Here is a 21396-nt window from a genome sequence, read left to right on the forward strand (position 1 = left end):
TGGACCTGATGAACGTATCGTCAGGTTTTCCCGTCCGACCGAATTTCTGCGATGCGCAGGGGCCGGAACTCAAGCCGCGAACTTGATCCGTTCTGCTGCATCTGTTTGCTTCTGGTTGCCGGCGGGGTACCTGAAATTCGACGGGACGGGAGCGATGGTGATAACGATTGCCGCAGCGATTTTCATGTTCGGGACCTCAAGACAAGATTTGAATTTCGAATCGCGTTGGAGGCGCAATTTTATTAAAATGACAACTTAATCGAAATAGAAAAACAACCAAAATCGGCTAGCGTTAATTTCAAATTGCGGATTGCCTTAACGATTTTTTGCATACCGATAGAAGAGAAGATTCGTAGTCTTGCCAGCGCAATTTCTCTACTATCCATCCCCTCTGCTTGCGGTCACGCCTCTGCCCGGCGCACGCTGTCCAATCATCGTCAGCGCCGGAGCCAAACCAGTGGCGCGCGCCCTCTTAGTTTTTTATCAATTTTGTTCAAGGATTTATTCGTGTCATCCATTCCCGCTGATCTGCATTCCGCTTCGCTTTCTGCGACACCTTCCCTTTCACGTCGTCGCTTTCTGACCAACACCGCCGCTACCGGCGCCATCATTGCCAGCGCCGGTGCACTGTCGGCGTGCGCCAGCGCGGTGTCGGGAAGCAGTGCAGAGCCGTTGGCGGAAACCACGCTCGGTCGTGTGCGCGGCGTGCAGGCCCAAGGCGTGTATGCCTTCAAGGGTGTACCGTATGCAGCCAGCACTGCCGGTGCCAACCGTTTTCGTGCGCCGCAGCCACGCGCGCCATGGGCTGGCGTGCGCGATGCCACGGCCGGCGGCGCGTCGGCACCGCAACTCAAGGGCGGCAGCCCGGTCGAATTTGCCTGGTATTGGTCGGATATCGCCGCCAGCGAAGATTGCCTGTCACTGTCGATTTTTACGCCGGCACTGCGTGACAACAAGCGCCGTCCGATTCTGGTGTGGTTGCACGGCGGGGCGTTCTCGGCTGGTGCCGGCACCTCGGCCGGTTTCGACGGCAGTCATCTGGCCAAGGCGCAGGATGTGGTCGTGGTGTCGATCAATCATCGCCTCAATGTGCTGGGGTCGTTATACACCGGCGAACATGCTGACCAACTGTCGCCAGAGTCGGCCAACACCGGTGTGCTGGATCAGGTAGCGGCATTGCAATGGGTCAAGGCCAATGCCGAAGCCTTCGGCGGCGATGCCGGCAACATCACCGTATTCGGACAATCCGGCGGCGCCGCCAAAGTGACTGCCCTGCTCGGTGTGCCGGCAGCGCGCGGTTTGATTCAGCGGGCTGTGGTGCAAAGCGGTTCGGGCGCCTGGCGCCTGGCGCAACCGGATGCCGCAGCGCGCGCCGGCCATGCCTTGTTGCGTGAATTCGGTCTGACGTCGGCCAATGCCGGACGTCTGCGCGATGTGCCGGTGGAACAATTGATTGCCGCGTTCGGCAAGGTCACTGCCGCCACTGGCGGCGCCAGCGAATTCCGGCCGACGCTGGACGGCGTGGTGTTTGCGCAAGATCCGTTCGATCCCAAGGCATCACCGCTGGCAGCCAATATTCCGCTGCTGATCGGCAATGCGGCGCAGGAAGCGACCTTCTTTCTGGCCGCCGATCCGCGCAATTTCTCCTTGACGCAAGAACAGGTGCACAAACGCATCCAGCGCTTCATCCGTCTCAATGATGCCGATACCAAACGCTTGATCGGCGCTTACCGTGACAACAACAGCACAGCGTCGCCGAGCGAATTGTTGATCGCCATCGCCGGCGATTACAACTATCGCTTGCCGACACTGGCGGTGGCCGATCGTCAGAGCGCGCAAAACGCAGCGCCGGTCTATGCCTATGAATTCGACTGGAAATCGCCGGCCCGCAACGGCGTGCTGGGTTCGCCGCATACTTCCGAAGTGCCATTCATTTTCGGTACGCTTGAGGCGGCACGGCCATTGATTCAGGACAGCCCCGATCAGTTGCAGGTGCGCGACCGCATCGGTGCCATCTGGGCCCAGTTTGCCCGCACCGGCAATCCGGTCACCGCGGCCGTTCCCGGCTGGACGCCTTACACGGCGACCAATCGCACCACTGCCCTGCTCGGCCAGAGCTGGCGTGCGGCGGCTGATCCGGCGGCCAAGGCGCGCGCGGCATTTGCGGCAGTGCCGTTGTATGAGTACAGTTTCCCGGTGTCGTTTACGCGTGACTGAGCCTGACGGCGACTGAGGCACGCAGCGATATGCGCCGGTGACGTAAAAAAGGCTTCCTGATCAGGAAGCCTTTTTTACGTGCTGCGAAAAGTCACGGCAGATTATTTGATGCGCTGCTTTTCCAGCTTGCGTGCCAGCGTGCGGCGGTGCATGCCGAGGCGGCGCGCGGTTTCCGAAATATTGAATTCGGTCTCCACCAGCACTTCGTGGATGCGCTCCCATTCGAGCGTCTTGATCGACGTCACACGGGTACCGACTTCGACTTCCACGTTACCGGCGACGTGGCCGAAGGCGGCTTCGATATCGTCGGTATTCGATGGCTTGGCCAGATACTGCCGGGCACCCAGCTTGATGGCTTCGACTGCGGTGGTGATGCTGGCGAAACCGGTCAACACCACGATCAGCATCTTGGGATCGTGCTTGACCAGCATTTGCACGCACGCCAGCCCGGAGGTATTGCCGTCGAGCTTGAGATCGACCACCGCATAACCGGGCGAGTGATGCCGCAGCAGTGTCGCTGCGGCGTCATAACTGTTGGCCAGCAACACGGTATAGCCGCGCCGCTCGAACGAACGGCCCAGCGTGCGGGCGAAGGCGGCATCGTCTTCGATGATCAGCAACAGGCGGTTAAGCGACATCGCTGTCTCCTTCCTGTTCCAGACGAATCGCGCTCAGCGGCAGATTCAACAACACTTCGGCGCCACCGATATCGGGATTGCGCGCAGTGACCGTGCCGCCGAGCTTGCGCGCCACATTCACCACAAAGAACAAGCCCAGCCCGCCGCCGGTTTTACCCTTGCTCGATTGATAGGGCTTGCCGAGCTGCGCCAGCATCGGTGCCGCAAAGCCGGGGCCGGCGTCGGCCACCAGCAGCAGCAGCGCCTCATCCTGCTGCCAGGCTTCCAGCCGCAGCCACAACGGCGACGCTTCCAGCGCATTGTCGAGCACGTTGCAAATCATTTGCTTGAGTGCCGAATCAAACACCACCGGCAAATCCTGACCGATGCGGTTTTCATATTCGAATGCCACCACCGGCCGCGTATCGCGGAATTCTTGCACCAGATCGTCGAGAAAGGTATGAATGGTGGTCTTGACCGAAGATTCGCCACGCGCTTCACCGGCCGACAGCAGAATGCCGCTGACAATCGTCTTGCAGCGCTGCAACTGCGTCTGCATCTCGGCAATTTCTTCCTGCAATACCGGATTGCGGCTGAATTCCGGCATGCGCCGCCAGTCGCCCAGAATCACCGACAAGGTCGCCAGCGGCGTACCCAGTTCATGCGCCGCCCCGGAAGCCAGCAAGCCCATGCGCACGATGTGATCTTCTTCGGCGGCGCGCTGCTTCAAGTCGGCCAGTTGGGTATCGGCGGCGCGCTGATTGCGGCTGATGCGGGTAATCAGGATCACCAGCAAGGCGGCATTCAGGACAAAGCAGAACAGCATGCCGAGCAGATACAGCGGCGACAAACCGTTGTCGGGGCCGGGATGCAAGGCCAGCGGCTCCGAGAACAGCGACAGTCCGACCAGACAGGCGCTGGTGATGGCGACGATGGTCCAGGTCGACCAGGCCTCCAGCAGCACTGCACTCAGGATCACTTGCAACAGATACAGGAAGGCGAATGGATTGGTGGTGCCGCCGCTCAGGTAGAGTTGCGCGGTCAGCGTGGCGACATCCACCAGCAAGGCCAGGAACAATTCGCGATTGGTGACCACGGTGCGTTCCTGCCAGCGCAGATGGCTGGCGATATTGAACGCGACCAGACACGCCAGCACTTCCAGCATGTGCGGCAATGGCAACCGGATATCGAAGCCGAGAATGACAATGGCAATCGTGGTGATCTGGCCGATCACCGCCAGCCAGCGCAACTGAATCAGTTGCAACATATTTTGATGACCGGCGCCGGAGGCACTCCGGCTTGCTGCAATCCCTCGCCCCAGCAGATCGAGCGCTGTTTCTGCTTTACTTGCCATCTTCCCTGTTTTCACTCATTCAGAAATCAATCACCCGGACCGGCAGCGGCGCCCTTGCCTTCAGACAACGGTTGCCGCTGTTTGCGATCCTCGCGCACCAGCCAACAAGCGGCTCCTGTCAGCATCAACGCCAGTGCGTACCAGGTGAGAGCATAAACCAAATGATTGTTATGGAAGGAAATGACGGTCAAACCACCCGCCGGATAACGTATTTGCGCGTTGTCGCCAGCCACCGGCGCACTGGCGGCGGCATCGATGAAGTATGGCGCCACCTGTTGCAATCCGTGCGCGGCGGCAATGGCAGCCGCATCGCGCGAGAACCAGCGATTGCCGGCGGCATCGTTGTGCCGCAGAAAGCCGCCGCCCGGCTCGCTCATGCGCAGCAGACCACTGACGCTGGTGATGCCGGCCGGTGCCGCACTGACTTCAGCCGCCGCGCCGGCCGGAATGTAGCCGCGATTGATCAGCGTGATGCTGCCGTCGGCACTGCGCAATGGCGTCATGAGCCAGAAGCCGCTGCCGAGATCGGTCACGGCTTGCACTTTGGTACTCAATGCATCGAGGAACACGCCACTGACGCGCACGCGCCGGTATTCATCATTGGCGGCACTGATCTGCGACCAGTGCGCCGGATCGGGTGCCGCTACCGGTGCTGCATGCACCCGTTGCTGCACCCGTTCGATCAGATCAAGCTTCCATTGCAGTCGCTTGAGTTGCCAGGTACCGAGTCCGAGCAATCCCGCCAACAAGATGCCCGCGCACGCCAGCAGCAAGATCAGCGTGCGGCGTGAACGCCGCACCGGTGCAGACGGCGCAATGCCATCTGCACTGCGGTGGGGGGCCGGACTCATTTCATGTTCGGCATGGAGGGCATATTGTTCATGTCATGCATCGATTCCGGCACGGTTTCATGCATCATGCTCGGCATCATGTTGTGATTCAGGTGATACATCACCCACAGCGAACCAGCCAGCATGATGACCACGATCATGATGGTAAAGATCAGTCCCAGCATGGTCCAGCCGCCTTCGGACTTGGTATTCATGTGCAGGAAGTACACCATGTGCACCACGATCTGCACCGCCGCCAATCCCAGCAACACCATGCCGGTGGTGCTCGATTTGTCGAATACCTTGCCCATCACCAGCCAGAACGGAATGGCCGTCAGGATCACCGCCAGCACGAAACCGGTCATGTAACTCTTGAAGCTGCCGTGATCGGCGTGCATGTGATCGTCATGGTGGCCATGATCATCATGCGCCGGATGTTCTTGATGCGCGCTCATGGCAATACTCCCATCAGATAGACAAAGGTGAAGACGCCGATCCAGACCACGTCCAGAAAGTGCCAGAACATCGACAGGCACATCAGGCGACGGTTATTGGCTGCGGTCAGACCATGGCGCTTGAGCTGGAACAACAGCGTGACCAGCCAGATGATGCCGAAGCTGACGTGCAGGCCGTGGGTTGCCACCAGCGCGAAGAACGAGGTCAGGAAACCGCTGCGTTGCGGGCCTGCGCCTTCGTGGATCAAATGGGCAAACTCATACAGTTCGAGGCCGATGAAGCAGGCGCCGAGCAAACCGGTAACGATCAGCCAGGCGATGGTCGGGTTCAGACGACGGCGCGCCATTTCCAGCATGGCGAAACCATAGGTGATCGACGACAGCAACAGCAGCGCGGTATTCATCGCCACCAGCGGCAGGTCGAACAGTTCGGCGCCGGTCGGACCGCCGGCATAGTTGCGGCCGAGGACGGCGTAGGTCGCGAACAGGCAGGCGAACACCAGACAGTCGCTCATCAGGTACAGCCAGAAGCCGAGCAAGGTGCCGTTTTCAGGATGGTGCTCGCGCACATAGAAGCGCGCGCTGGGGTCGGCGTCCAGCACGCCGGCGGAAGTATTGATCTCAGACATGGCTATCCAGCAGGCGTGTGCGAATGGCTTCAGTACGGACGACGTCGTCGACCGGAATGTAGTAATCGCGGTTGTAGTTGAATGTATGGGCAATCACGGCTGCCACCATGGCGACGAAACCGAGACCGGCCACCAGCCACATTTGCCAGATCAGGGCGAAGCCGCAGGCTGCGCTCAGGGCGGCGATGATGATGCCGGCCGCCGTATTCTTCGGCATGTGAATCTTGGTGAAGCCCTTCAGCGGACGCTGATATCCCTGCTTTTTCATATCGGCCCAGGCATCGTTGTCGTACACCTTCGGCGTAAAGGCGAAGTTGTAATCCGGCGGCGGCGACGAAGTCGACCACTCCAGCGTACGGCCACCCCATGGATCACCAGTGGTATCGCGCAACTGATCGCGACGGCGATAGCTGACCACCAGCTGGATGATGAAGGAAATGATACCGAACAGGATCAGCACGGCGCCGAAGGCGGCAATCTCAAACCAGATTTTCAGCGACGGATCGACGAAATGGCTGAGACGACGCGTTACACCCATCAGGCCCAGCACATACAGCGGCATGAAGGCCACGTAGAAACCGATGGTCCAGAACCAGAAGCAGCACTTGCCCCAGAAATCGTCGAGCTTGTAACCGAAGGCTTTCGGGAACCAGTAGTTGATACCGGCAAACATGCCGAACAACACACCGCCGATGATCACGTTGTGGAAGTGGGCAATCAGGAACAGGCTGTTGTGCAATACGAAGTCGGCTGGTGGCACCGCCAGCAGCACGCCGGTCATGCCACCGATGACGAAGGTGATCATGAAACCGATGGTCCACAGCATGGGGACTTCAAAGCGGATGCGGCCACGGTACATGGTAAACAGCCAGTTGAAAATCTTGGCCCCGGTCGGGATCGAGATGATCATCGTGGTGATGCCGAAGAACGAGTTGACGCTGGCCCCCGAGCCCATGGTGAAGAAGTGATGCAGCCAGACCAGATACGACAGGATCGTGATCACCACGGTGGCGTACACCATCGAGGTGTAACCGAACAGGCGCTTGCTGCAGAAGGTGGACACCACTTCCGAGAAAATCCCGAAGGCCGGCAGGATCAGAATGTAAACCTCGGGGTGACCCCAGATCCAGATCAGGTTCACATACATCATGGCGTTGCCGCCCATGTCGTTGGTGAAGAAGTTGGTGCCGACGATACGGTCCAGCGACAGCATGCCGAGCACGGCTGTCAGAACCGGGAAGGCGGCCACGATCAGGACGTTGGTACACAACGCAGTCCAGGTGAAGACCGGCATCTTCATCATGGTCATGCCGGGTGCACGCATCTTGATGATGGTGACCAGCAGGTTGACCCCCGATAGCAGCGTTCCGACCCCCGCTATCTGCAAGGCCCAGATGTAATAGTCGACCCCCACGTCCGGACTCGACAGGATGCCCGACAGCGGCGGATACGCCAGCCAGCCGGTACGTGCGAATTCACCGACGAACAGCGACGCCATCACCAGGCCGCCGCCAAAGGCAGTCATCCAGAAGCTGAAGTTGTTGAGGAACGGGAACGCCACGTCGCGCGCACCGATCTGCAGCGGCACCACGTAGTTCATGAGACCGGTCACCAGCGGCATGGCGACGAAGAAAATCATGATCACGCCGTGCGCCGTGAAAATCTGGTCGTAATGGTGCGGCGGCAGGAAGCCGGCCGAATCGCCGAAAGCCATGGCCTGCTGGGCACGCATCATCAGCGCATCGGCAAAGCCGCGCAGCAGCATGACAATACCGAACACCACATACATGATGCCGATTTTCTTGTGATCGATACTGGTAAACCAGTCGCGCCACAACGGGCCCCACAAGCGGTAATAGGTCAACGCGCCGAGTACCGCGATGCCGCCAATGGCGACCCCGATGAAGGTGAACAAGAGAATCGGTTCATGAAAGGGAATCGCATCCCAGGTCAGACGGCCGAAAATCAGCTTGGTCAGATCAATATTGTCTAGCATCGTTACTTTCCGGAAAAGAAGGGAAATGCGGCGCGCTCACACTGGCCGTGCGCACCCGGGCTGCTGCATTCTTTGCCTGCATCATTCATGGTGCTTGCCGCCATGGCTGCCGGCTTCGGCCGGTGCTTCAGCGCCGGCAGCCTTGGCTTCCTTGACGTTGAGGTCGGTCATCATCATCTTGTCCATGCACACCTGCCCCGCTGCAACGCAACGGTTGACGATGGCGTGGAACAAACTGGGGTCAACGCTGCCGTAGTGTTTCACCGGATCACGTTCGCTCGGTTTTTCGAGTTCGATATAATCGGCGCGCTTGAGTCCGCTGCCGTTGGCCTTGGCGGTCTTGACCCAGTTGTCGAAACCTTCCTGGCTCATGCCGTGGAACTTGAAGCGCATGCCCGAGAAGCCGGCGCCGCTGTAGTTGGCCGAAAAGCCGTCAAACTCGCCCGGTTTGTTGATCACCGCGTGCAGCGTGGTTTCCATGCCCGGCATGGCGTAGATCTGCCCGGCCAGTGCCGGAATGAAGAACGAGTTCATGACCGACGACGCGGTAATCTTGAAGCGGATCGGCACATCGACCGGTGCCGCCAGTTCATTGACGGTAGCGATGCCCTGCTCCGGATAAATGAACAGCCACTTCCAGTCGAGCGCCACCACTTCCACGGTCATGGTCTTGGTCGACGCCGGAATCGGACGATTTTCATCGAGGCGCGACAGCGCGCGGTAGGGATCGAGCGTATGGGTGCTGATCCAGGTCAGCAGCCCGAGTGCAATGATGATCAGCAGCGGCGCGCCCCAGATCACCAGTTCGAGCTGAGTCGAATGATCCCACTCGGGATCATAGACAGCCTTGGTATTATTTTTGCGGTAGCGCCATGCAAACAGGATGGTCAGAGCAATCACCGGCACGATCACCAGCAGCATCAGCAAGGTCGAGACCACGATCAGGCGGCCTTGTTGCGAGGCAATATCCCCCGAGGGGTTCATCAACACCGTATTGCACCCGGCCAATAAAAGCGCGGGCAAGAGGAGCAGTGCGCGACGGGGAATTAAGGAAGCCATGGAGTAAAAGTCCAGTCGAAACTATCAGATCGTGCTAATGTACACCCACTAAAGTGTGTTGGCGATTGGACGTTTTGTCCTACCCTGATTTTGCAACAGTGCCGCCAAAGCAGATATATTTTACTTTCAGGCGCAGTAGCATATATGCCAGCTGCGCCCGGCTTCATGCTGATCCCGGTGCGCTGCAAGGCACTACCGGCAAGGATTGGCGGCAAGCAGCAGCAAGGCAGTACGAGTGCTAAATCAGGATGGTTCAGGCGCGTTCACCGACCGAAACCCAATTTGAGAGACCCTTATCATGTCAGGCATTCATATTTCTAACGGCGACCTCAGCGCCGATCTCCCTCACAACACCAATATCGGTGGCGGTGCGCACAGCGCGCCCGGCCATGCCGAAATTGCGCCCGGCGAAATCGCCATCGGCGTGGTGATCGGACGCGCTTCGGAATATTTCGACTTCTTCGTCTACGCAATGGCCTCGGTACTGGTGTTTCCATCGGTATTCTTTCCGTTTGAACAACGTCTCGAAGGTACGCTCTATGCCTTCGTCATTTTTGCCTTTGCCTTTCTGGCACGGCCGTTCGGCACCGTCATCTTCATGGCGATTCAGCGTCGCCACGGACGTGAGGTCAAACTGACGCTGGCGCTGTTCGTGCTCGGCATATCCACGGCTGGCATCGCTTTCCTGCCAACTTACGAACATCTCGGCTTTGCCGCCATCGTGCTGCTGTCGTTCCTGCGTATCGGTCAGGGCATTGCGCTCGGCGGTTCATGGGACGGTCTGCCGTCGCTGCTGGCGCTCAATGCGCCGAAAAACAAGCGCGGCTGGTATGCGGCACTGGGCCAGCTCGGTGCACCAGTGGGCTTCATGATTGCCGGTGGCCTGTTTGCCTATCTGCTGAGCGACCTGACCACGGAAGAGTTTCTCGACTGGGGCTGGCGCTATCCGTTCTATGTTGCCTTCGCCATCAATGTGGTAGCGCTGTTTGCCCGCCTGCGCCTGGTGTCGACACCGGAATATGCGCGCCTGCTCAATGAGCGCGAACTGGAGCCGACCGGTGCCGTCGAGATGGTGCGTTCGCAGGGTCGCAATCTGATCATCGGTGCGCTGGCTGCCCTGGCCAGTTACGCCCTGTTCCATCTGGTAACCGTGTTCCCGCTGTCGTGGATCACGCTGTATTCGCTGCGTCCGCTCAGCGAGTTCATGGTAATTCAGGTCATCGGTGCCGCCATCATGGCGCTGGGCGTGGTCGTATCGGGCCTGATCGCTGACCGCTTCGGCCGCCGCACCACACTGGGTGCCACCGCCATTCTGATTGCCGCGCTCAGCGCCTTCATCCCGACCCTGATGAATGGCGGCGATGTGGGTCAGGACACCTTCATTCTGATCGGCTTCGGCTTGCTGGGCCTGTCCTACGGACAAGCGGCCGGTGCCGTGACGGCCAATTTCCCGGCCAAGTATCGCTACACCGGCGCGGCCCTGACTTCCGATCTGTCGTGGCTGGTCGGCGCCGGTTTCGCACCGCTGGTAGCGCTCGGACTGTCGGCCCACTTCGGCCTGGCCTATGTCAGCTTTTACCTGCTGTCCGGTGCGGTTTGCTCGCTGGCGGCACTGAGCCTGAACCGGGCCCTGGAAATTCGCGACTGATCTGCCGCGTACCTCCATACTGCGGGGTTGTCAGAATGACGTTCTGACAACCCCGTTTTTTTGCCCGCGCTACGCGTTCTGTCGCATCTTGCCCAATCCGCTGCCATCGAATTAATTTGAGATTGCCTAAGTAGACCCTGCTCGCCTAAAATAGGAATAATTCTTATTTACATCCATGGAGACCGCAGTGTCGGTGGCAGAGTCAGCAGCAACGTCGATCGGGCATCACGAAGTGCACACGCTCTACTGCGACCACCACCGCTGGCTGGTCAGTTGGTTGCGGCGCAAGCTGAACGGCGCCGACCAGGCGGTCGATCTGGCACAGGACACCTTCGTCCGGATTCTCGATCAGCATAAAAGCCAGCGCCAGCAAACCTTGCTCGAACCGCGCGCCTACCTGACCACGATTGCGCACCGCTTGCTGATCAATCATGTGCGCCGGCAATCGCTGGAACAAGCCTATCTGGAAGTGCTGGCCACCCTGCCCGAGCCGCAAGCCATGTCGCCGCAGGCGCGCATGATCATCCTCGAAACCCTGCACGAAATCGATGCCATGCTGGACGGTTTGCCGGTCAAGGCGCGCGAAGCGTTTTTACTGTCGCAACTGGAAGGCCTGACTTACGGCGAAATTGCGCGCCAGATGGATGTCACCGAACGCACGGTAAAACGTTATATGGCAAGCGCATTCGAACATTGCCTGCTGCTGGCGGCGGACAGCTTGTGAATACCGCACATTCCATCGCTGCGCCAGCTCGTCATGCCGGCGACAGTGTCACGCCGGCGGCAGCCAAAGCTGCAGCACAATGGCTGATGCGCTTGCATGCCGGCGACATGAGTGACGCCGACCATCAAGCCTGCGCCCGCTGGCGCGCCAGTCACCCGGACCACGAATTTGCCTGGCAACGGGCAGAACAGATCAGCCGTAAATTCGGCCTGGTGCCGGCAGCACTGGGCGCCCCCACCTTGCGCCAGGCCGCACAAAACAACCGGCGCGCCACACTCAAGGCGCTGACGCTGATGATTGCCGCCGGCCCGCTGACCTGGGTTGCCTGGCGCAATACACCGTGGCAAGAGTGGACCGCACAGCAGCGCACCGCCACCGGCGAACAGCGCCAGATCACGCTGATCGATGGCACCCGGCTCACCCTCAATACCGGCACCGCGGTGGATATAGCCTTCGATGGTCAGACCCGGCGCCTGATATTGCGCAGTGGTGAAATCCTGATTCAGACCGCGCCCGACCCGCAAACACCAGCGCGCCCTTTTATCGTAGAAGACAATCACGGCAGCCTGCGCGCACTCGGTACCCGTTTTGTCGTGCGCCAGCATGAAAAAAGCAGCTCGGTGGCAGTATTGCAAGGTGCGGTGGAAGTCACGCCGCGCGCCAACGCGGCGGCACGCTATATTGTCGGCACCGATCAGCAATCCACGTTCAATCAGCACCATGGCGACGGCTTGCAGCCGCTGACACCGCATGCCGATGCCTGGAGCGGCGGCACCCTGTACGTCGAACGCATGCGGCTCGGCGAATTCGTGGCCGAAGTCGCCCGTTATCGTCCCGGCATTCTGCGTTGCGATCCGGCAGTCGCACAATTGCAGGTGGCCGGCGTATTTCAGTTGCGCGATACCGACGCCATCCTGACCGCACTGGTGGAATCCTTGCCGCTGCGCGCCACCTTTGTTACCCGCTACTGGGTAACGCTGCAGCCGGCATGAGTCAGCAGCGATATTTGCCCTTTCACCTGTCCTGTCATCTGCACCCTCCGGCTCCCCGCTTGTTGCAGCGCCATGCAATGACGACCACCGTCACTGCCGGTTACCGGCAAGCGGCACAAGAAAAATCATTCCATTTGAAAAAAGCATGTCCCCTTTTGCCAACTCGTTGGTCAGACAAGATAGGAAGCACGACATCTGACACCGCGAAAGGACAGCTTTTCATCATGCGTCACCCCTCACCATCATCACGTCGTACCACCGGCGCCGGCATCATGCGCCGGCCGGCCAGCAGCACCGGCAATGCCAACCGCAGCTACAATATCGCGGCGGGACCGTTGCATCAGGCCTTGTCCAGTTTTGCCGGCAGCGCCGGCGTCACCTTGGCGGCCGATCCGGCATTGACTGACGGCTTGCACAGCCCCGGCTTGCGCGGCAATCACTCGGTCACGCAAGGTTTTGAACAACTGCTGGCCGGTACCGGGCTGACCGCCGTGGCGCGGGGCAAGGATGTCTTCGTCTTGCGCAAGATCAATACTGCGGCCTTCACGCCGGTCACCAGCAATAGCGCGCTGCCGGAGATCAAGGTCAGCGCCGCCGCCGAGCGCAGCGTGGTTACCGAGGGTACCGGCGCCTACACCACACCGGCTACCGCTGCCGCTACTGGCCTGACGCTGTCGCCACGCGATACGCCGCAATCGGTCAGCGTGGTCACGCGCCAGCAAATCGATGACCAGAGCCTGGTCTCGCTGAGCGATGTGCTGATGCAAGTCACCGGTGTCACCGTCACCGGCAGCGACAGTGACCGCAATGACTTTTACTCACGCGGCTTTTACATCGACAATCTGCAATACGATGGCGTGCCGACCTCCATCGGCTTGTCGTTCTTTGGTGAGTCCGGCAACGACTCCATCATCTATGACCGCATTGAAGTGGTACGCGGCGCCACCGGTTTGCTGACCGGTGCCGGCGAGCCGTCGGCGTCGATCAATCTGGTGCGCAAGCATGCCAACAGTAAAGTGTTCACCGGCGAAGTGTCGGCCGGCGTTGGATCCTGGAACCGCTATCGCGCCAGCGCCGACTTGTCGACCCCGCTCAATGCCGATGGCAGCGTGCGCGGCCGTTTCATCGCCATGCGCGAAGAACGCGATTCGCATGTCGACCTGTATCACGGACAGAAAAGCGTGATGTATGGCGTCATCGATGCCGATCTCAGTCGCTCGACCACCCTCAGCATCGGTGCCGACTATCAGGCCAATCGTCCGACCGGCTCGACCTGGGGAGGCTTACCGCTGCGTTTCACCGACGGCAGTTTTACCGACTGGGACACCTCCAAGACCACGGCCGCCAACTGGACGCGCTGGTACAGCACCAACAAGACGGTGTTCGTCAATCTCGAACATCGCTTCGACAATGACTGGAAAATCAAGGCCAACCTCACGCATCGCGAAAGCGATTACGATGCCAAGCTGCTGTATTTATTCGGCACACTCGATAAAAATACCGGCACCGGCTTGCGCGCCCTGCGCAACTATACCGAAACCAGTTTCCGCCAGAACAGTCTCGACTTGCAGGCCAGCGGTCCGTTCAGTCTGCTCGGCCGCAAGCACGAGCTGGTGGTTGGCGTAACGCGCAGTCAGGCCAAGACTGATCGCGCCAATCACAATCCCGGCACCGCGCCTGGCACCGGCAATTTCTATCAATGGGACGGTTCCTATCCGGAACCGGCATGGGGCCCGCTAACCTCAGCCGGCAGCGAACGGATTACTCAGGATGGCCTGTATAGCGCATTACGGCTGTCGTTGAGCGATCCGCTCAAGCTCATCGTCGGTGGCCGCTACAGCCGCTGGAAGTCGGAAACCGGCGTCGCCAGTCAGCAACGTGAGCATAAAATATTCACGCCGTACGCCGGCCTGATTTTTGATATCAATAGTATCTATTCTGCCTACGCCAGCTACACCGGAATTTTCCAACCGCAAAGCTATCGCGATGAAACCGGCAAATTTCTTGATCCGGTCACCGGCAAGAACTATGAAGCCGGCATCAAGGCCGAGTATCTCGATGGCCGCGTCAATGCATCCTTTGGCGTATTCCGTATCGAGCAGGACAATGTCGGACAGATGGACCCCAACACGCTGGTGCCAGGCAGCACCGACAATGCCTACACCACGGCCAAAGGGGTTGTCAGCAAGGGCTTCGAAGCGGAGGTTTCAGGTGAACTGGCACCCGGTTGGAATCTGGTCGCCGGGGTTTCCTTCGCCATCGCCAGGGATGCCAAAGACCAACGCATCAACCCCGAGATGCCCCAGACCCGTGCTCATCTGTTCACTGCCTATCGCCTGCCGGGTGCCTGGAGTGCACTGACCGTGGGTGGCGGTGTCAACTGGCAAAGCAGTTCTTACTACCCGTTCGACAACAGCGCGCCGTTTGAACAGCAATCACTGACCATCGTCAATGTGATGGCACGCTATGCATTTACCCCTAAAATATCGGGGCAAATCAATATCAATAACTTGCTCGACAAAAAGTATTACAGCAACTTCGCGGGACAAGGTCAGTTCGGTACGCCACGCAATCTGATGGCAACCCTCAGCTACAAATTTTAGGATATGAAAGCGTAACAATGCCTGATGCGACATCCGGCGCAACCCTGATCAGGGTGCGCAGTTTTTACCATACCGTACTCAGCAAGCTGGCCGTGATCTTCGCGGCCTACTTGCTGGCCTCCGCCGCAGCCGCTTTGGTCGCTGCGGTTTTTTCGCGTTACGCCAGTCAGTCGGTACTGATCGGCGGCCAGCTCGGTTTTGCGGTATTTACGCTGGCGCTGATTCTGGCCTTTGGCTATCGTGATTTGACGCGCGCGTGGCTGGTGCTGCTCGCGATCACCGCGATGCTGATGTTGCCGGTACTCGGGCTGGCTGCCTTTGCCGGCATGCCGCAGACAGGCGGTGCGTAATGACAATGCAATCAACCCCGATGTTCGCCGGTTTCCGGCAACGCATGGCGTGGCTGCACACCTGGAGCAGCCTGTGGTTTTGCTGGCTGATGTTCGCCATTTTCCTGACCGGTACGCTGTCCGTATTCAATGCGCAGATTACCCAGTGGATGCAGCCGGAACGCATGCAAACGGCAGATGGCGATCCGGCCACCGTGCAGCCGGGTCAGCACCTGACGCCGCAAGATCATGCAGCGGCCGTCAATCAGGGCCTGCGGCAACTCGCAAAGTACGCACCCGACAGCAATATGTGGGAAATCTGGCCGCGTGCCGGCGAGGACAGCGTACGCTTGTTCTGGCTCGATAAACATGGCATGTTCGCCGACCGCCGGGTGTCGGTGAGCACCGGCGAACAAGTGCCGGAACCGCCTCGCCCCGGGCGCGATACCACCGGCGGCAATCATTTCGTCGAATTCCATCACGAACTGCATGCCGAAACCGTCGGCCTGTGGATCGTTGGCATCGCCTCGATGGCAATGCTGGTGGCGCTGGTATCGGGGATCGTCACGCATCGCCGCATCTTCAAGGATTTCTTCACGTTCCGTCCCGGCAAAGGCCAGCGTTCGTGGCTCGATGCCCACAATGCCCTGGGCGTGCTGACGCTGCCGTTCCTGTTCATGATTACCTATACCGGGCTGGTCATCAGCGTCTATACCTATATGCCGGCGGCACAACTGGCACAAGGCATGCTCAACGGCCAGCGCACGCCCGTCAGCGAGTTCGGACCGAGCGCCGCCAGCCAGGGGCAGCCGGCGCAACTGACGGCACTCGGCCCCTTGATCAAACAAGCTGAAGCCGCGCTCAACAGCTGGACTTACGCGGTCGTGATCGACCATCCCGGCGATGCTGCCATGAAAGTGAAAGTCTATGGCGCGGTCCATCAGGCCGAACAACCGCGTCACATTCTGACCACACGCGGATTCCTGACCTTCGATGGCGTGAGCGGCGCGCTGCTCGCCACCAATCTGCCGCACAGTGCACCTGACGGCAGCGGCGATGCCAGCCAGCGCACCATGGCCGATCTGCATGAAGTCAAGTTTGCCGATCCTGCGGTGCGCTGGCTGTATTTCATTTGCGGCCTGGCCGGCAGCGCCATGATGGCGACCGGCGCGATTCTGTTCATGGTCAAGCGCCGCCAGAAATCCTTGCGCGAATTCGGCCGCGCCACGCCGCAGGTGTATCGGCTGATCGAGATTCTCAATGTCGCCGCCATCGCCGGTCTGGCGCTGGCTTGCGTCGCCTATTTGTGGGGCAACCGCTTGCTGCCGCTGGCACTGGATGAGCGTCATGACTGGGAAATCATGACTTTCTTTGCAGTCTGGCTGCTGACACTGCTGCATGCAGCGCTGCGCCCGGCGCTGCCGGCCTGGTACGAACAACTGACGCTGACCGCCATCCTGTGCCTGTGCCTGCCGCTGCTGAACTGGCTGACCACCGGCCAGCACTTGCTGGTCTATGCTGCACAGGGTGAATGGGGGCGCGGCGCGGTCGAACTGACCACGCTGTTGTTCGGTGCGCTGTTGTTGCGCGCGGCCTGGAAGGTACGTCAAAAAACCAGACCGGCGGCGGCGCTGCCGGTCAAACACACACGCCACATGCAGGGCCAGCCATGAATCTGATCACACTCATCACGACCGGCTCGGCGCTGCTGCTGTGCCACGCCGGCATGAGCGCCCTGTGCCTGGCGATGGACCGTCATCAGCGCCAGTTGCTGGGCTATGAAACCGGCGCGCGGCCACGCCGCCACTTGCGCATCGTCGGCGGTGTCTTGCTGTTGCTGGCGCTGTTGCCTTGCGTCTGGCTGTGGCATGGTGGCGTCGGCACGCTGGCATGGACCGGTTTGCTCGCCGTTGCCGCCTTGTTGCTGGCCGCCATGCTGTCTTATGCGCCGCGCCATGTCATGCGGCTGGCTTCGGTCGGACTGGTGCTGGGACTGGCCGGATCGGTCTGGTTGTTGCAAGCCGATATGTAACGTTGGTTTGCCGCAAAATATATTTGCGCCGGCACTGGCCTTTTTTGCCATCTCAAACGTCATATGAATAGCGGCGCATTTATTTGCGCCGCGCTCTCTTTCATTTCCTCATTTTCATCGTCAAGGTTTGTCATGCGATCCACCCGTTCTGTTGTTACCAAAACCTCCCTGCTGCTGTTGACGGCCGCGACTGCCATGGCCTGGTCGGCAGCGGCGCGCGCCGATTACATCTGGATGCAACGCGACGGCAATGGTGCCCATGCCTATATCGGCGAACTGGAACGGCCATTGACGCCGGCTGCCGGCGGCCTGACAACGCTGCGGGCGTATTTGGCCGATGGTATGGCCAATGGCAAGGATCTGCCGCTCGCGGTGCAGGACCGCGATTATGCGATCACCGCACCGGCCAGCGGCGATATACGGGTGCTGGCCAGCCGCGTCAGTGCCGATGGCGTGCTGCATTATTATCAGGCCCGCTATGGCCGTACCGAAACCAAACCGGTCAATGATCTGGAACTGGTACCGACTACCGCCAACGGCAATACCTTCAAACTGATCTGGAAAGGCAATGTGGTCCCGGCGTCACAAGTCAATGTCGTGACCAGCGCCGGCTGGCGGCGCACGCTCAAGCCCACGGCCGACGGCGCAGTCACACTGGCGACGCCGTTTCCCGGCTTGTACGTGCTGGAAATCACGGCCAGGCTGAACGGTTCCGTCACCGTCGACGGCAAGCAATACGAGAATGTGCACCACACCGCCACCCTCAGTTTTGAGGTGGGTTCGTAATGGCTGCCGCCAGATCTGGCTGGCGACAACGCCGGATTGGCGTACTCGCCGTAGTGCTGGTATTGATTGGCGGCGCCGTTGCCTGGTGGGCCACACGCCCGGCGCTGCACTACGAAACCACCACGCTGGGGCGGGCCGATATTGAAGCCGCGGTCACCGCCGTCGGCACCCTGCAGCCGCGTCACTATGTGGATGTCGGCGCGCAGGTATCAGGACAAATCAATCGCCTGCACGTACAGCCGGGGGCCGAAGTACGCAAGGGACAATTGCTGGTCGAGATTGACCCGAGCGTGGCACAGGCCACGGTGGATGCCGGCCGCGCAGCGCTGGCCGCCTTGCACGCGCAACTGGCCGAGCAGCAGGCGCAACAGCGTCTGGCCAGCCAGCAACTGACGCGGCAACAGCGCATGGCCGGCGACGGCGCCACCCGCGATGAAGATGTGCAACAGGCCGAAGCGGCAGTGGCCGGTACCAGTGCCAGAGTCGCCAATCTGCGCGCGCTGATTGAGCAAAATCAGGCCAATCTCAAAGGCGATGAAGCCCGTCTCGGTTACACCCGTATCTACGCACCGATTGCCGGCACCGTGGTGTCGCTGGAGGCGCGTGAAGGCCAGACCCTCAACGCCACCTATCAGACCCCGAATATCCTGCGCATTGCCGACCTGTCGCACATGACGGTCTGGACCGAAGTGTCGGAAGCCGACGTGCGTCGCGTCAAACCGGACATGAGTGTGTATTTCACCACCCTCGGCGGTGAGCGGCGCCGCTGGCCAAGCAAGGTACGGCAAGTATTGCCGTCGCCGCCGGTGCCGGAAGGCAAAGGCGGTTCCGCGCCGCCGGCCGCAGCCGTCGGCAAGGTGGTGTTGTACACCGTGCTGTTCGATGTCGCCAACGCGGATGGCGAACTGATGCCGCAAATGACGACGCAAGTGACCTTCGTCACCGCCGCCGCCCGCAATGTGGTGAGCGCGCCGCTGACCGCACTGCAACCGCAAGCCGGCCAGGCCGGACGCTATCGTGGCCGGGTTCTCAACAAGGAGGGCAAGATCGAAGCGCGCGAGATCCGCATCGGCGTGCGCAACCGGCTGCATGGCGAAGTGCTGGATGGCGTCAGCGAAGGTGAACGACTGGTGACCGGTGAACGCATGGTCAGTAACGCCGCCCGGAGATTCAAGCTTTGAGCGCAGTACCGCTGATTGAACTGCAAGACATCCGCAAACGCTATGGCGGTCTGGATGGCGCGCCTGCGGTGGAAGTGCTGCGCGGCGTCACGCTGTCGATTGCGGCCGGTGAATTCGTGGCGATTGTCGGCGCCTCCGGCTCCGGCAAATCGACCCTGATGCACCTGCTCGGCTGCCTCGACCGCCCGAGCGGCGGCACCTATCGCTTCAACGGCCATGACGTGGCCGGCCTCGACGCCGATGCGCTGGCATGGTTGCGGCGTGAAGCCTTCGGTTTCGTATTTCAGGGCTATCACCTGATTCCCTCCGAATCCGCGCGTGAAAACGTGGAAGTGCCGGCGATCTACGCCGGCATGCCGGAAGCCGAACGACGCGCGCGCTCCGCTGCCTTGTTGCAGCGACTGGGACTGGGCGAACGGCTCGGCTATCGGCCGGCGCAATTGTCTGGCGGCCAGCAGCAACGGGTATCGATTGCGCGTGCGTTGATGAACGGCGGCCGCATCATTCTGGCCGACGAGCCCACCGGTGCGCTCGACAGCAAGAGCGGCGCCGAAGTCATGGCGCTGCTGCACGAATTGGCCGATGCCGGTCACACCATCATTCTGATCACGCATGATCGCAAGGTGGCGCAGCAGGCGCGGCGCGTGATTGAAATTCTGGATGGCCAGATCGTGGCCGACTCCGGCAGCGCCGCTGCGCCTGTCAGCAATTTGCCGCCGCTCGACCTGCAACAGGCCGGGCGCGATGGTGGCGCGTCGGCCTGGGATGATCTGCGTGAAGCCAGCCGCACTGCCTGGCGCGTGATGTGGATCAACCGTTTTCGTACCGGACTGACGCTGCTGGGAATCATCATCGGCGTGGCGTCGGTGATCGTGATGCTGGCAGTCGGCACCGGTTCGCAACAACGCGTAATGGCGGAAATGGAAATTTTCGGCGCCCGCACCATGTATATCTCACCGATGCCGCAAAGCAGCCGCGCCCGCAGCGGCAAGCTGACACTGGATGACATCGATGTCATTCGCCAGGTACCGAATGTCACCGTCGCCATGCCGTATATCGAAGGCCAGGTGATGGTGCGCCGTGGCAATATCGATCATCAGACCGAAGGCGGCGGCGCCACGACCGATTTTCCGGCAGCCCTGAACTGGAGTGTCAGTCACGGCATCCTGTTCGACCAGAGCGATCTCGACAGTCTGGCCAAGGTGGCCGTGATCGGCACCTCGGTGCGCAAAGCCTTGTTTGCCGACGGCAGCGATCCGATCGGTCAGGACATCCTGATCGACAGCGTGCCGTTCCAGGTGATCGGCATCCTGACCAGCAAAGGCGCCGGCAACGGTGAAGATCAGGATGAGCGCGTGATCGTGCCGCTCACCACTGCCGCCGCGCGGCTGTACGGCCACACCAATCCGAACTGGATCGCGGTGCAGATCGGCGATGCCAAACACGCCAATCAAACCGCCGAAGCCATCAGTGCGGCACTGGAGAAAAGCCGCCGCGCCAAGGATGTACGCATCTACAATCACGCCGAGACCGTGCGCGTGCAATCCGAAACCGAAAGTACCATGACCCTGATGCTCGGTCTGATCGCGGCGATTTCACTGCTGGTCGGCGGGATCGGCGTGATGAATGTAATGCTGATGACGGTGCGCGAACGCACCCGCGAGATTGGCATCCGCATGGCCACCGGCGCGCGCGAGCGCGACATCATGCGCCAGTTTCTGGCCGAGGCGGTGCTGGTCTCGCTGGTCGGCGGCATTGCCGGCGTCATCATCGGTGTGGCTATCGGTCTGCTGCTGATGGTGTGGAACGTCCCGGTGATCTTTTCCCTGCGCGCGATCATCGGCGCCTTTTCCTGCGCCGTGGCAACCGGCCTGATCTTCGGTTTCATGCCGGCGCGCAAAGCGGCGCGGCTGGATCCGGTTATTGCATTGGCAAGCGAATGAC

18 protein-coding genes are annotated in these 21396 nt (G+C 60.4%); 11 read left to right on the top strand and 7 right to left on the bottom strand.

All coding sequences use genetic code 11. From position 1 onward, the window contains the following. The first annotated feature begins 507 nt into the window (after positions 1 to 507). Positions 508 to 2217, top strand: a complete 1710-nt coding sequence (locus AKL27_RS02555; RefSeq protein ID WP_232310876.1) for a carboxylesterase/lipase family protein — start codon at positions 508 to 510, stop codon at positions 2215 to 2217. A 101-nt stretch (positions 2218 to 2318) separates the two neighbouring features. Here AKL27_RS02555 and AKL27_RS02560 read toward each other — a convergent pair whose 3' ends face one another. From AKL27_RS02560 to cyoA, 7 genes are all read right to left on the bottom strand, one after another. Beyond that, a complete protein-coding gene (locus AKL27_RS02560) occupies positions 2319 to 2855 on the bottom strand; it encodes a response regulator transcription factor (protein WP_050461091.1) in 537 nt (178 codons plus the stop codon). Then, the gene (locus AKL27_RS02565) at positions 2845 to 4188 is read right to left on the bottom strand and encodes an ATP-binding protein (RefSeq protein ID WP_050461094.1); all 1344 of its coding nucleotides are present in this window, start codon (positions 4186 to 4188) and stop codon (positions 2845 to 2847) included. The genes AKL27_RS02560 and AKL27_RS02565 overlap by 11 nt, the downstream gene beginning before the upstream one ends. A gap of 26 nt (positions 4189 to 4214) precedes the next feature. Then, positions 4215 to 5039, bottom strand: coding sequence for an SURF1 family protein (locus tag AKL27_RS02570; RefSeq protein WP_050461095.1), 825 nt, complete (start codon positions 5037 to 5039; stop codon positions 4215 to 4217). Further along, complete coding sequence (gene cyoD / locus AKL27_RS02575) at positions 5036 to 5473, bottom strand: cytochrome o ubiquinol oxidase subunit IV (protein WP_050461096.1); 438 nt, start codon at positions 5471 to 5473, stop codon at positions 5036 to 5038. Before cyoD ends, AKL27_RS02570 begins: the two co-directional genes overlap by 4 nt. Further along, on the bottom strand, positions 5470 to 6102 hold the full coding sequence (cyoC, locus tag AKL27_RS02580; RefSeq protein WP_050461097.1) for a cytochrome o ubiquinol oxidase subunit III: 633 nt from the start codon (positions 6100 to 6102) through the stop codon (positions 5470 to 5472). The genes cyoD and cyoC overlap by 4 nt, the downstream gene beginning before the upstream one ends. Beyond that, positions 6095 to 8098 (bottom strand): cytochrome o ubiquinol oxidase subunit I, encoded by a 2004-nt coding sequence (gene cyoB, locus AKL27_RS02585; protein ID WP_050461099.1) that lies wholly within the window; start codon positions 8096 to 8098, stop codon positions 6095 to 6097. Before cyoB ends, cyoC begins: the two co-directional genes overlap by 8 nt. Positions 8099 to 8179: 81 nt before the next feature. Beyond that, a complete protein-coding gene (gene cyoA, locus AKL27_RS02590) occupies positions 8180 to 9157 on the bottom strand; it encodes a ubiquinol oxidase subunit II (protein WP_050461101.1) in 978 nt (325 codons plus the stop codon). 298 nt (positions 9158 to 9455) lie between these two features. On the opposite strand from cyoA, the gene AKL27_RS02595 reads away from it, so the two are divergent. The 10 genes from AKL27_RS02595 (at position 9456) to AKL27_RS02640 (ending at position 21395) form a co-directional block, all read left to right on the top strand. Next, the gene (locus AKL27_RS02595) at positions 9456 to 10805 is read left to right on the top strand and encodes an MFS transporter (protein WP_083438820.1); all 1350 of its coding nucleotides are present in this window, start codon (positions 9456 to 9458) and stop codon (positions 10803 to 10805) included. A 187-nt stretch (positions 10806 to 10992) separates the two neighbouring features. Then, positions 10993 to 11529, top strand: a complete 537-nt coding sequence (locus tag AKL27_RS02600; RefSeq protein WP_269749177.1) for a sigma-70 family RNA polymerase sigma factor — start codon at positions 10993 to 10995, stop codon at positions 11527 to 11529. Continuing rightward, positions 11526 to 12521 (top strand): FecR domain-containing protein, encoded by a 996-nt coding sequence (locus tag AKL27_RS02605; protein ID WP_232310877.1) that lies wholly within the window; start codon positions 11526 to 11528, stop codon positions 12519 to 12521. Before AKL27_RS02600 ends, AKL27_RS02605 begins: the two co-directional genes overlap by 4 nt. 224 nt (positions 12522 to 12745) lie before the next feature. Then, entirely contained in the window at positions 12746 to 15124 is a 2379-nt protein-coding gene (gene fhuE, locus AKL27_RS02610) for a ferric-rhodotorulic acid/ferric-coprogen receptor FhuE (RefSeq protein WP_083438821.1), read from the top strand. A 17-nt stretch (positions 15125 to 15141) separates the two neighbouring features. Next, positions 15142 to 15474 carry a hypothetical protein gene (locus tag AKL27_RS02615; RefSeq protein WP_050461107.1) on the top strand — a complete coding sequence of 111 codons (333 nt, stop codon included), beginning with the start codon at positions 15142 to 15144 and terminating at the stop codon, positions 15472 to 15474. Beyond that, positions 15474 to 17126, top strand: coding sequence for a PepSY-associated TM helix domain-containing protein (locus AKL27_RS02620; protein ID WP_083438822.1), 1653 nt, complete (start codon positions 15474 to 15476; stop codon positions 17124 to 17126). The genes AKL27_RS02615 and AKL27_RS02620 overlap by 1 nt, the downstream gene beginning before the upstream one ends. Beyond that, positions 17123 to 17485 (top strand): DUF3325 domain-containing protein, encoded by a 363-nt coding sequence (locus tag AKL27_RS02625; RefSeq protein WP_050461111.1) that lies wholly within the window; start codon positions 17123 to 17125, stop codon positions 17483 to 17485. The genes AKL27_RS02620 and AKL27_RS02625 overlap by 4 nt, the downstream gene beginning before the upstream one ends. 132 nt (positions 17486 to 17617) lie before the next feature. Continuing rightward, on the top strand, positions 17618 to 18271 hold the full coding sequence (locus AKL27_RS02630) for a hypothetical protein (protein WP_050461113.1): 654 nt from the start codon (positions 17618 to 17620) through the stop codon (positions 18269 to 18271). Further along, positions 18271 to 19452, top strand: a complete 1182-nt coding sequence (locus tag AKL27_RS02635) for an efflux RND transporter periplasmic adaptor subunit (RefSeq protein WP_050461115.1) — start codon at positions 18271 to 18273, stop codon at positions 19450 to 19452. The genes AKL27_RS02630 and AKL27_RS02635 overlap by 1 nt, the downstream gene beginning before the upstream one ends. Further along, entirely contained in the window at positions 19440 to 21395 is a 1956-nt protein-coding gene (locus tag AKL27_RS02640) for a MacB family efflux pump subunit (RefSeq protein WP_232310881.1), read from the top strand. Before AKL27_RS02635 ends, AKL27_RS02640 begins: the two co-directional genes overlap by 13 nt. Position 21396 lies beyond the last annotated feature (1 nt).

The sequence above is a fragment of the Herbaspirillum autotrophicum genome (assembly GCF_001189915.1).
Taxonomy (GTDB): domain Bacteria; phylum Pseudomonadota; class Gammaproteobacteria; order Burkholderiales; family Burkholderiaceae_D; genus Herbaspirillum; species Herbaspirillum autotrophicum.

Coding starts and splice junctions, on each gene's coding strand:
- AKL27_RS02560 (WP_050461091.1), bottom strand. CDS start 2,855: ATGTCGCTTAACCGCCTGTTGCTGATCATCGAAGACGATGCCGCCTTC.
- AKL27_RS02565 (WP_050461094.1), bottom strand. CDS start 4,188: ATGGCAAGTAAAGCAGAAACAGCGCTCGATCTGCTGGGGCGAGGGATT.
- AKL27_RS02570 (WP_050461095.1), bottom strand. CDS start 5,039: ATGAGTCCGGCCCCCCACCGCAGTGCAGATGGCATTGCGCCGTCTGCA.
- cyoD (WP_050461096.1), bottom strand. CDS start 5,473: ATGAGCGCGCATCAAGAACATCCGGCGCATGATGATCATGGCCACCAT.
- cyoC (WP_050461097.1), bottom strand. CDS start 6,102: ATGTCTGAGATCAATACTTCCGCCGGCGTGCTGGACGCCGACCCCAGC.
- cyoB (WP_050461099.1), bottom strand. CDS start 8,098: ATGCTAGACAATATTGATCTGACCAAGCTGATTTTCGGCCGTCTGACC.
- cyoA (WP_050461101.1), bottom strand. CDS start 9,157: ATGGCTTCCTTAATTCCCCGTCGCGCACTGCTCCTCTTGCCCGCGCTT.
- AKL27_RS02595 (WP_083438820.1), top strand. CDS start 9,456: ATGTCAGGCATTCATATTTCTAACGGCGACCTCAGCGCCGATCTCCCT.
- fhuE (WP_083438821.1), top strand. CDS start 12,746: ATGCGTCACCCCTCACCATCATCACGTCGTACCACCGGCGCCGGCATC.
- AKL27_RS02615 (WP_050461107.1), top strand. CDS start 15,142: ATGCCTGATGCGACATCCGGCGCAACCCTGATCAGGGTGCGCAGTTTT.
- AKL27_RS02620 (WP_083438822.1), top strand. CDS start 15,474: ATGACAATGCAATCAACCCCGATGTTCGCCGGTTTCCGGCAACGCATG.
- AKL27_RS02625 (WP_050461111.1), top strand. CDS start 17,123: ATGAATCTGATCACACTCATCACGACCGGCTCGGCGCTGCTGCTGTGC.
- AKL27_RS02630 (WP_050461113.1), top strand. CDS start 17,618: ATGCGATCCACCCGTTCTGTTGTTACCAAAACCTCCCTGCTGCTGTTG.
- AKL27_RS02635 (WP_050461115.1), top strand. CDS start 18,271: ATGGCTGCCGCCAGATCTGGCTGGCGACAACGCCGGATTGGCGTACTC.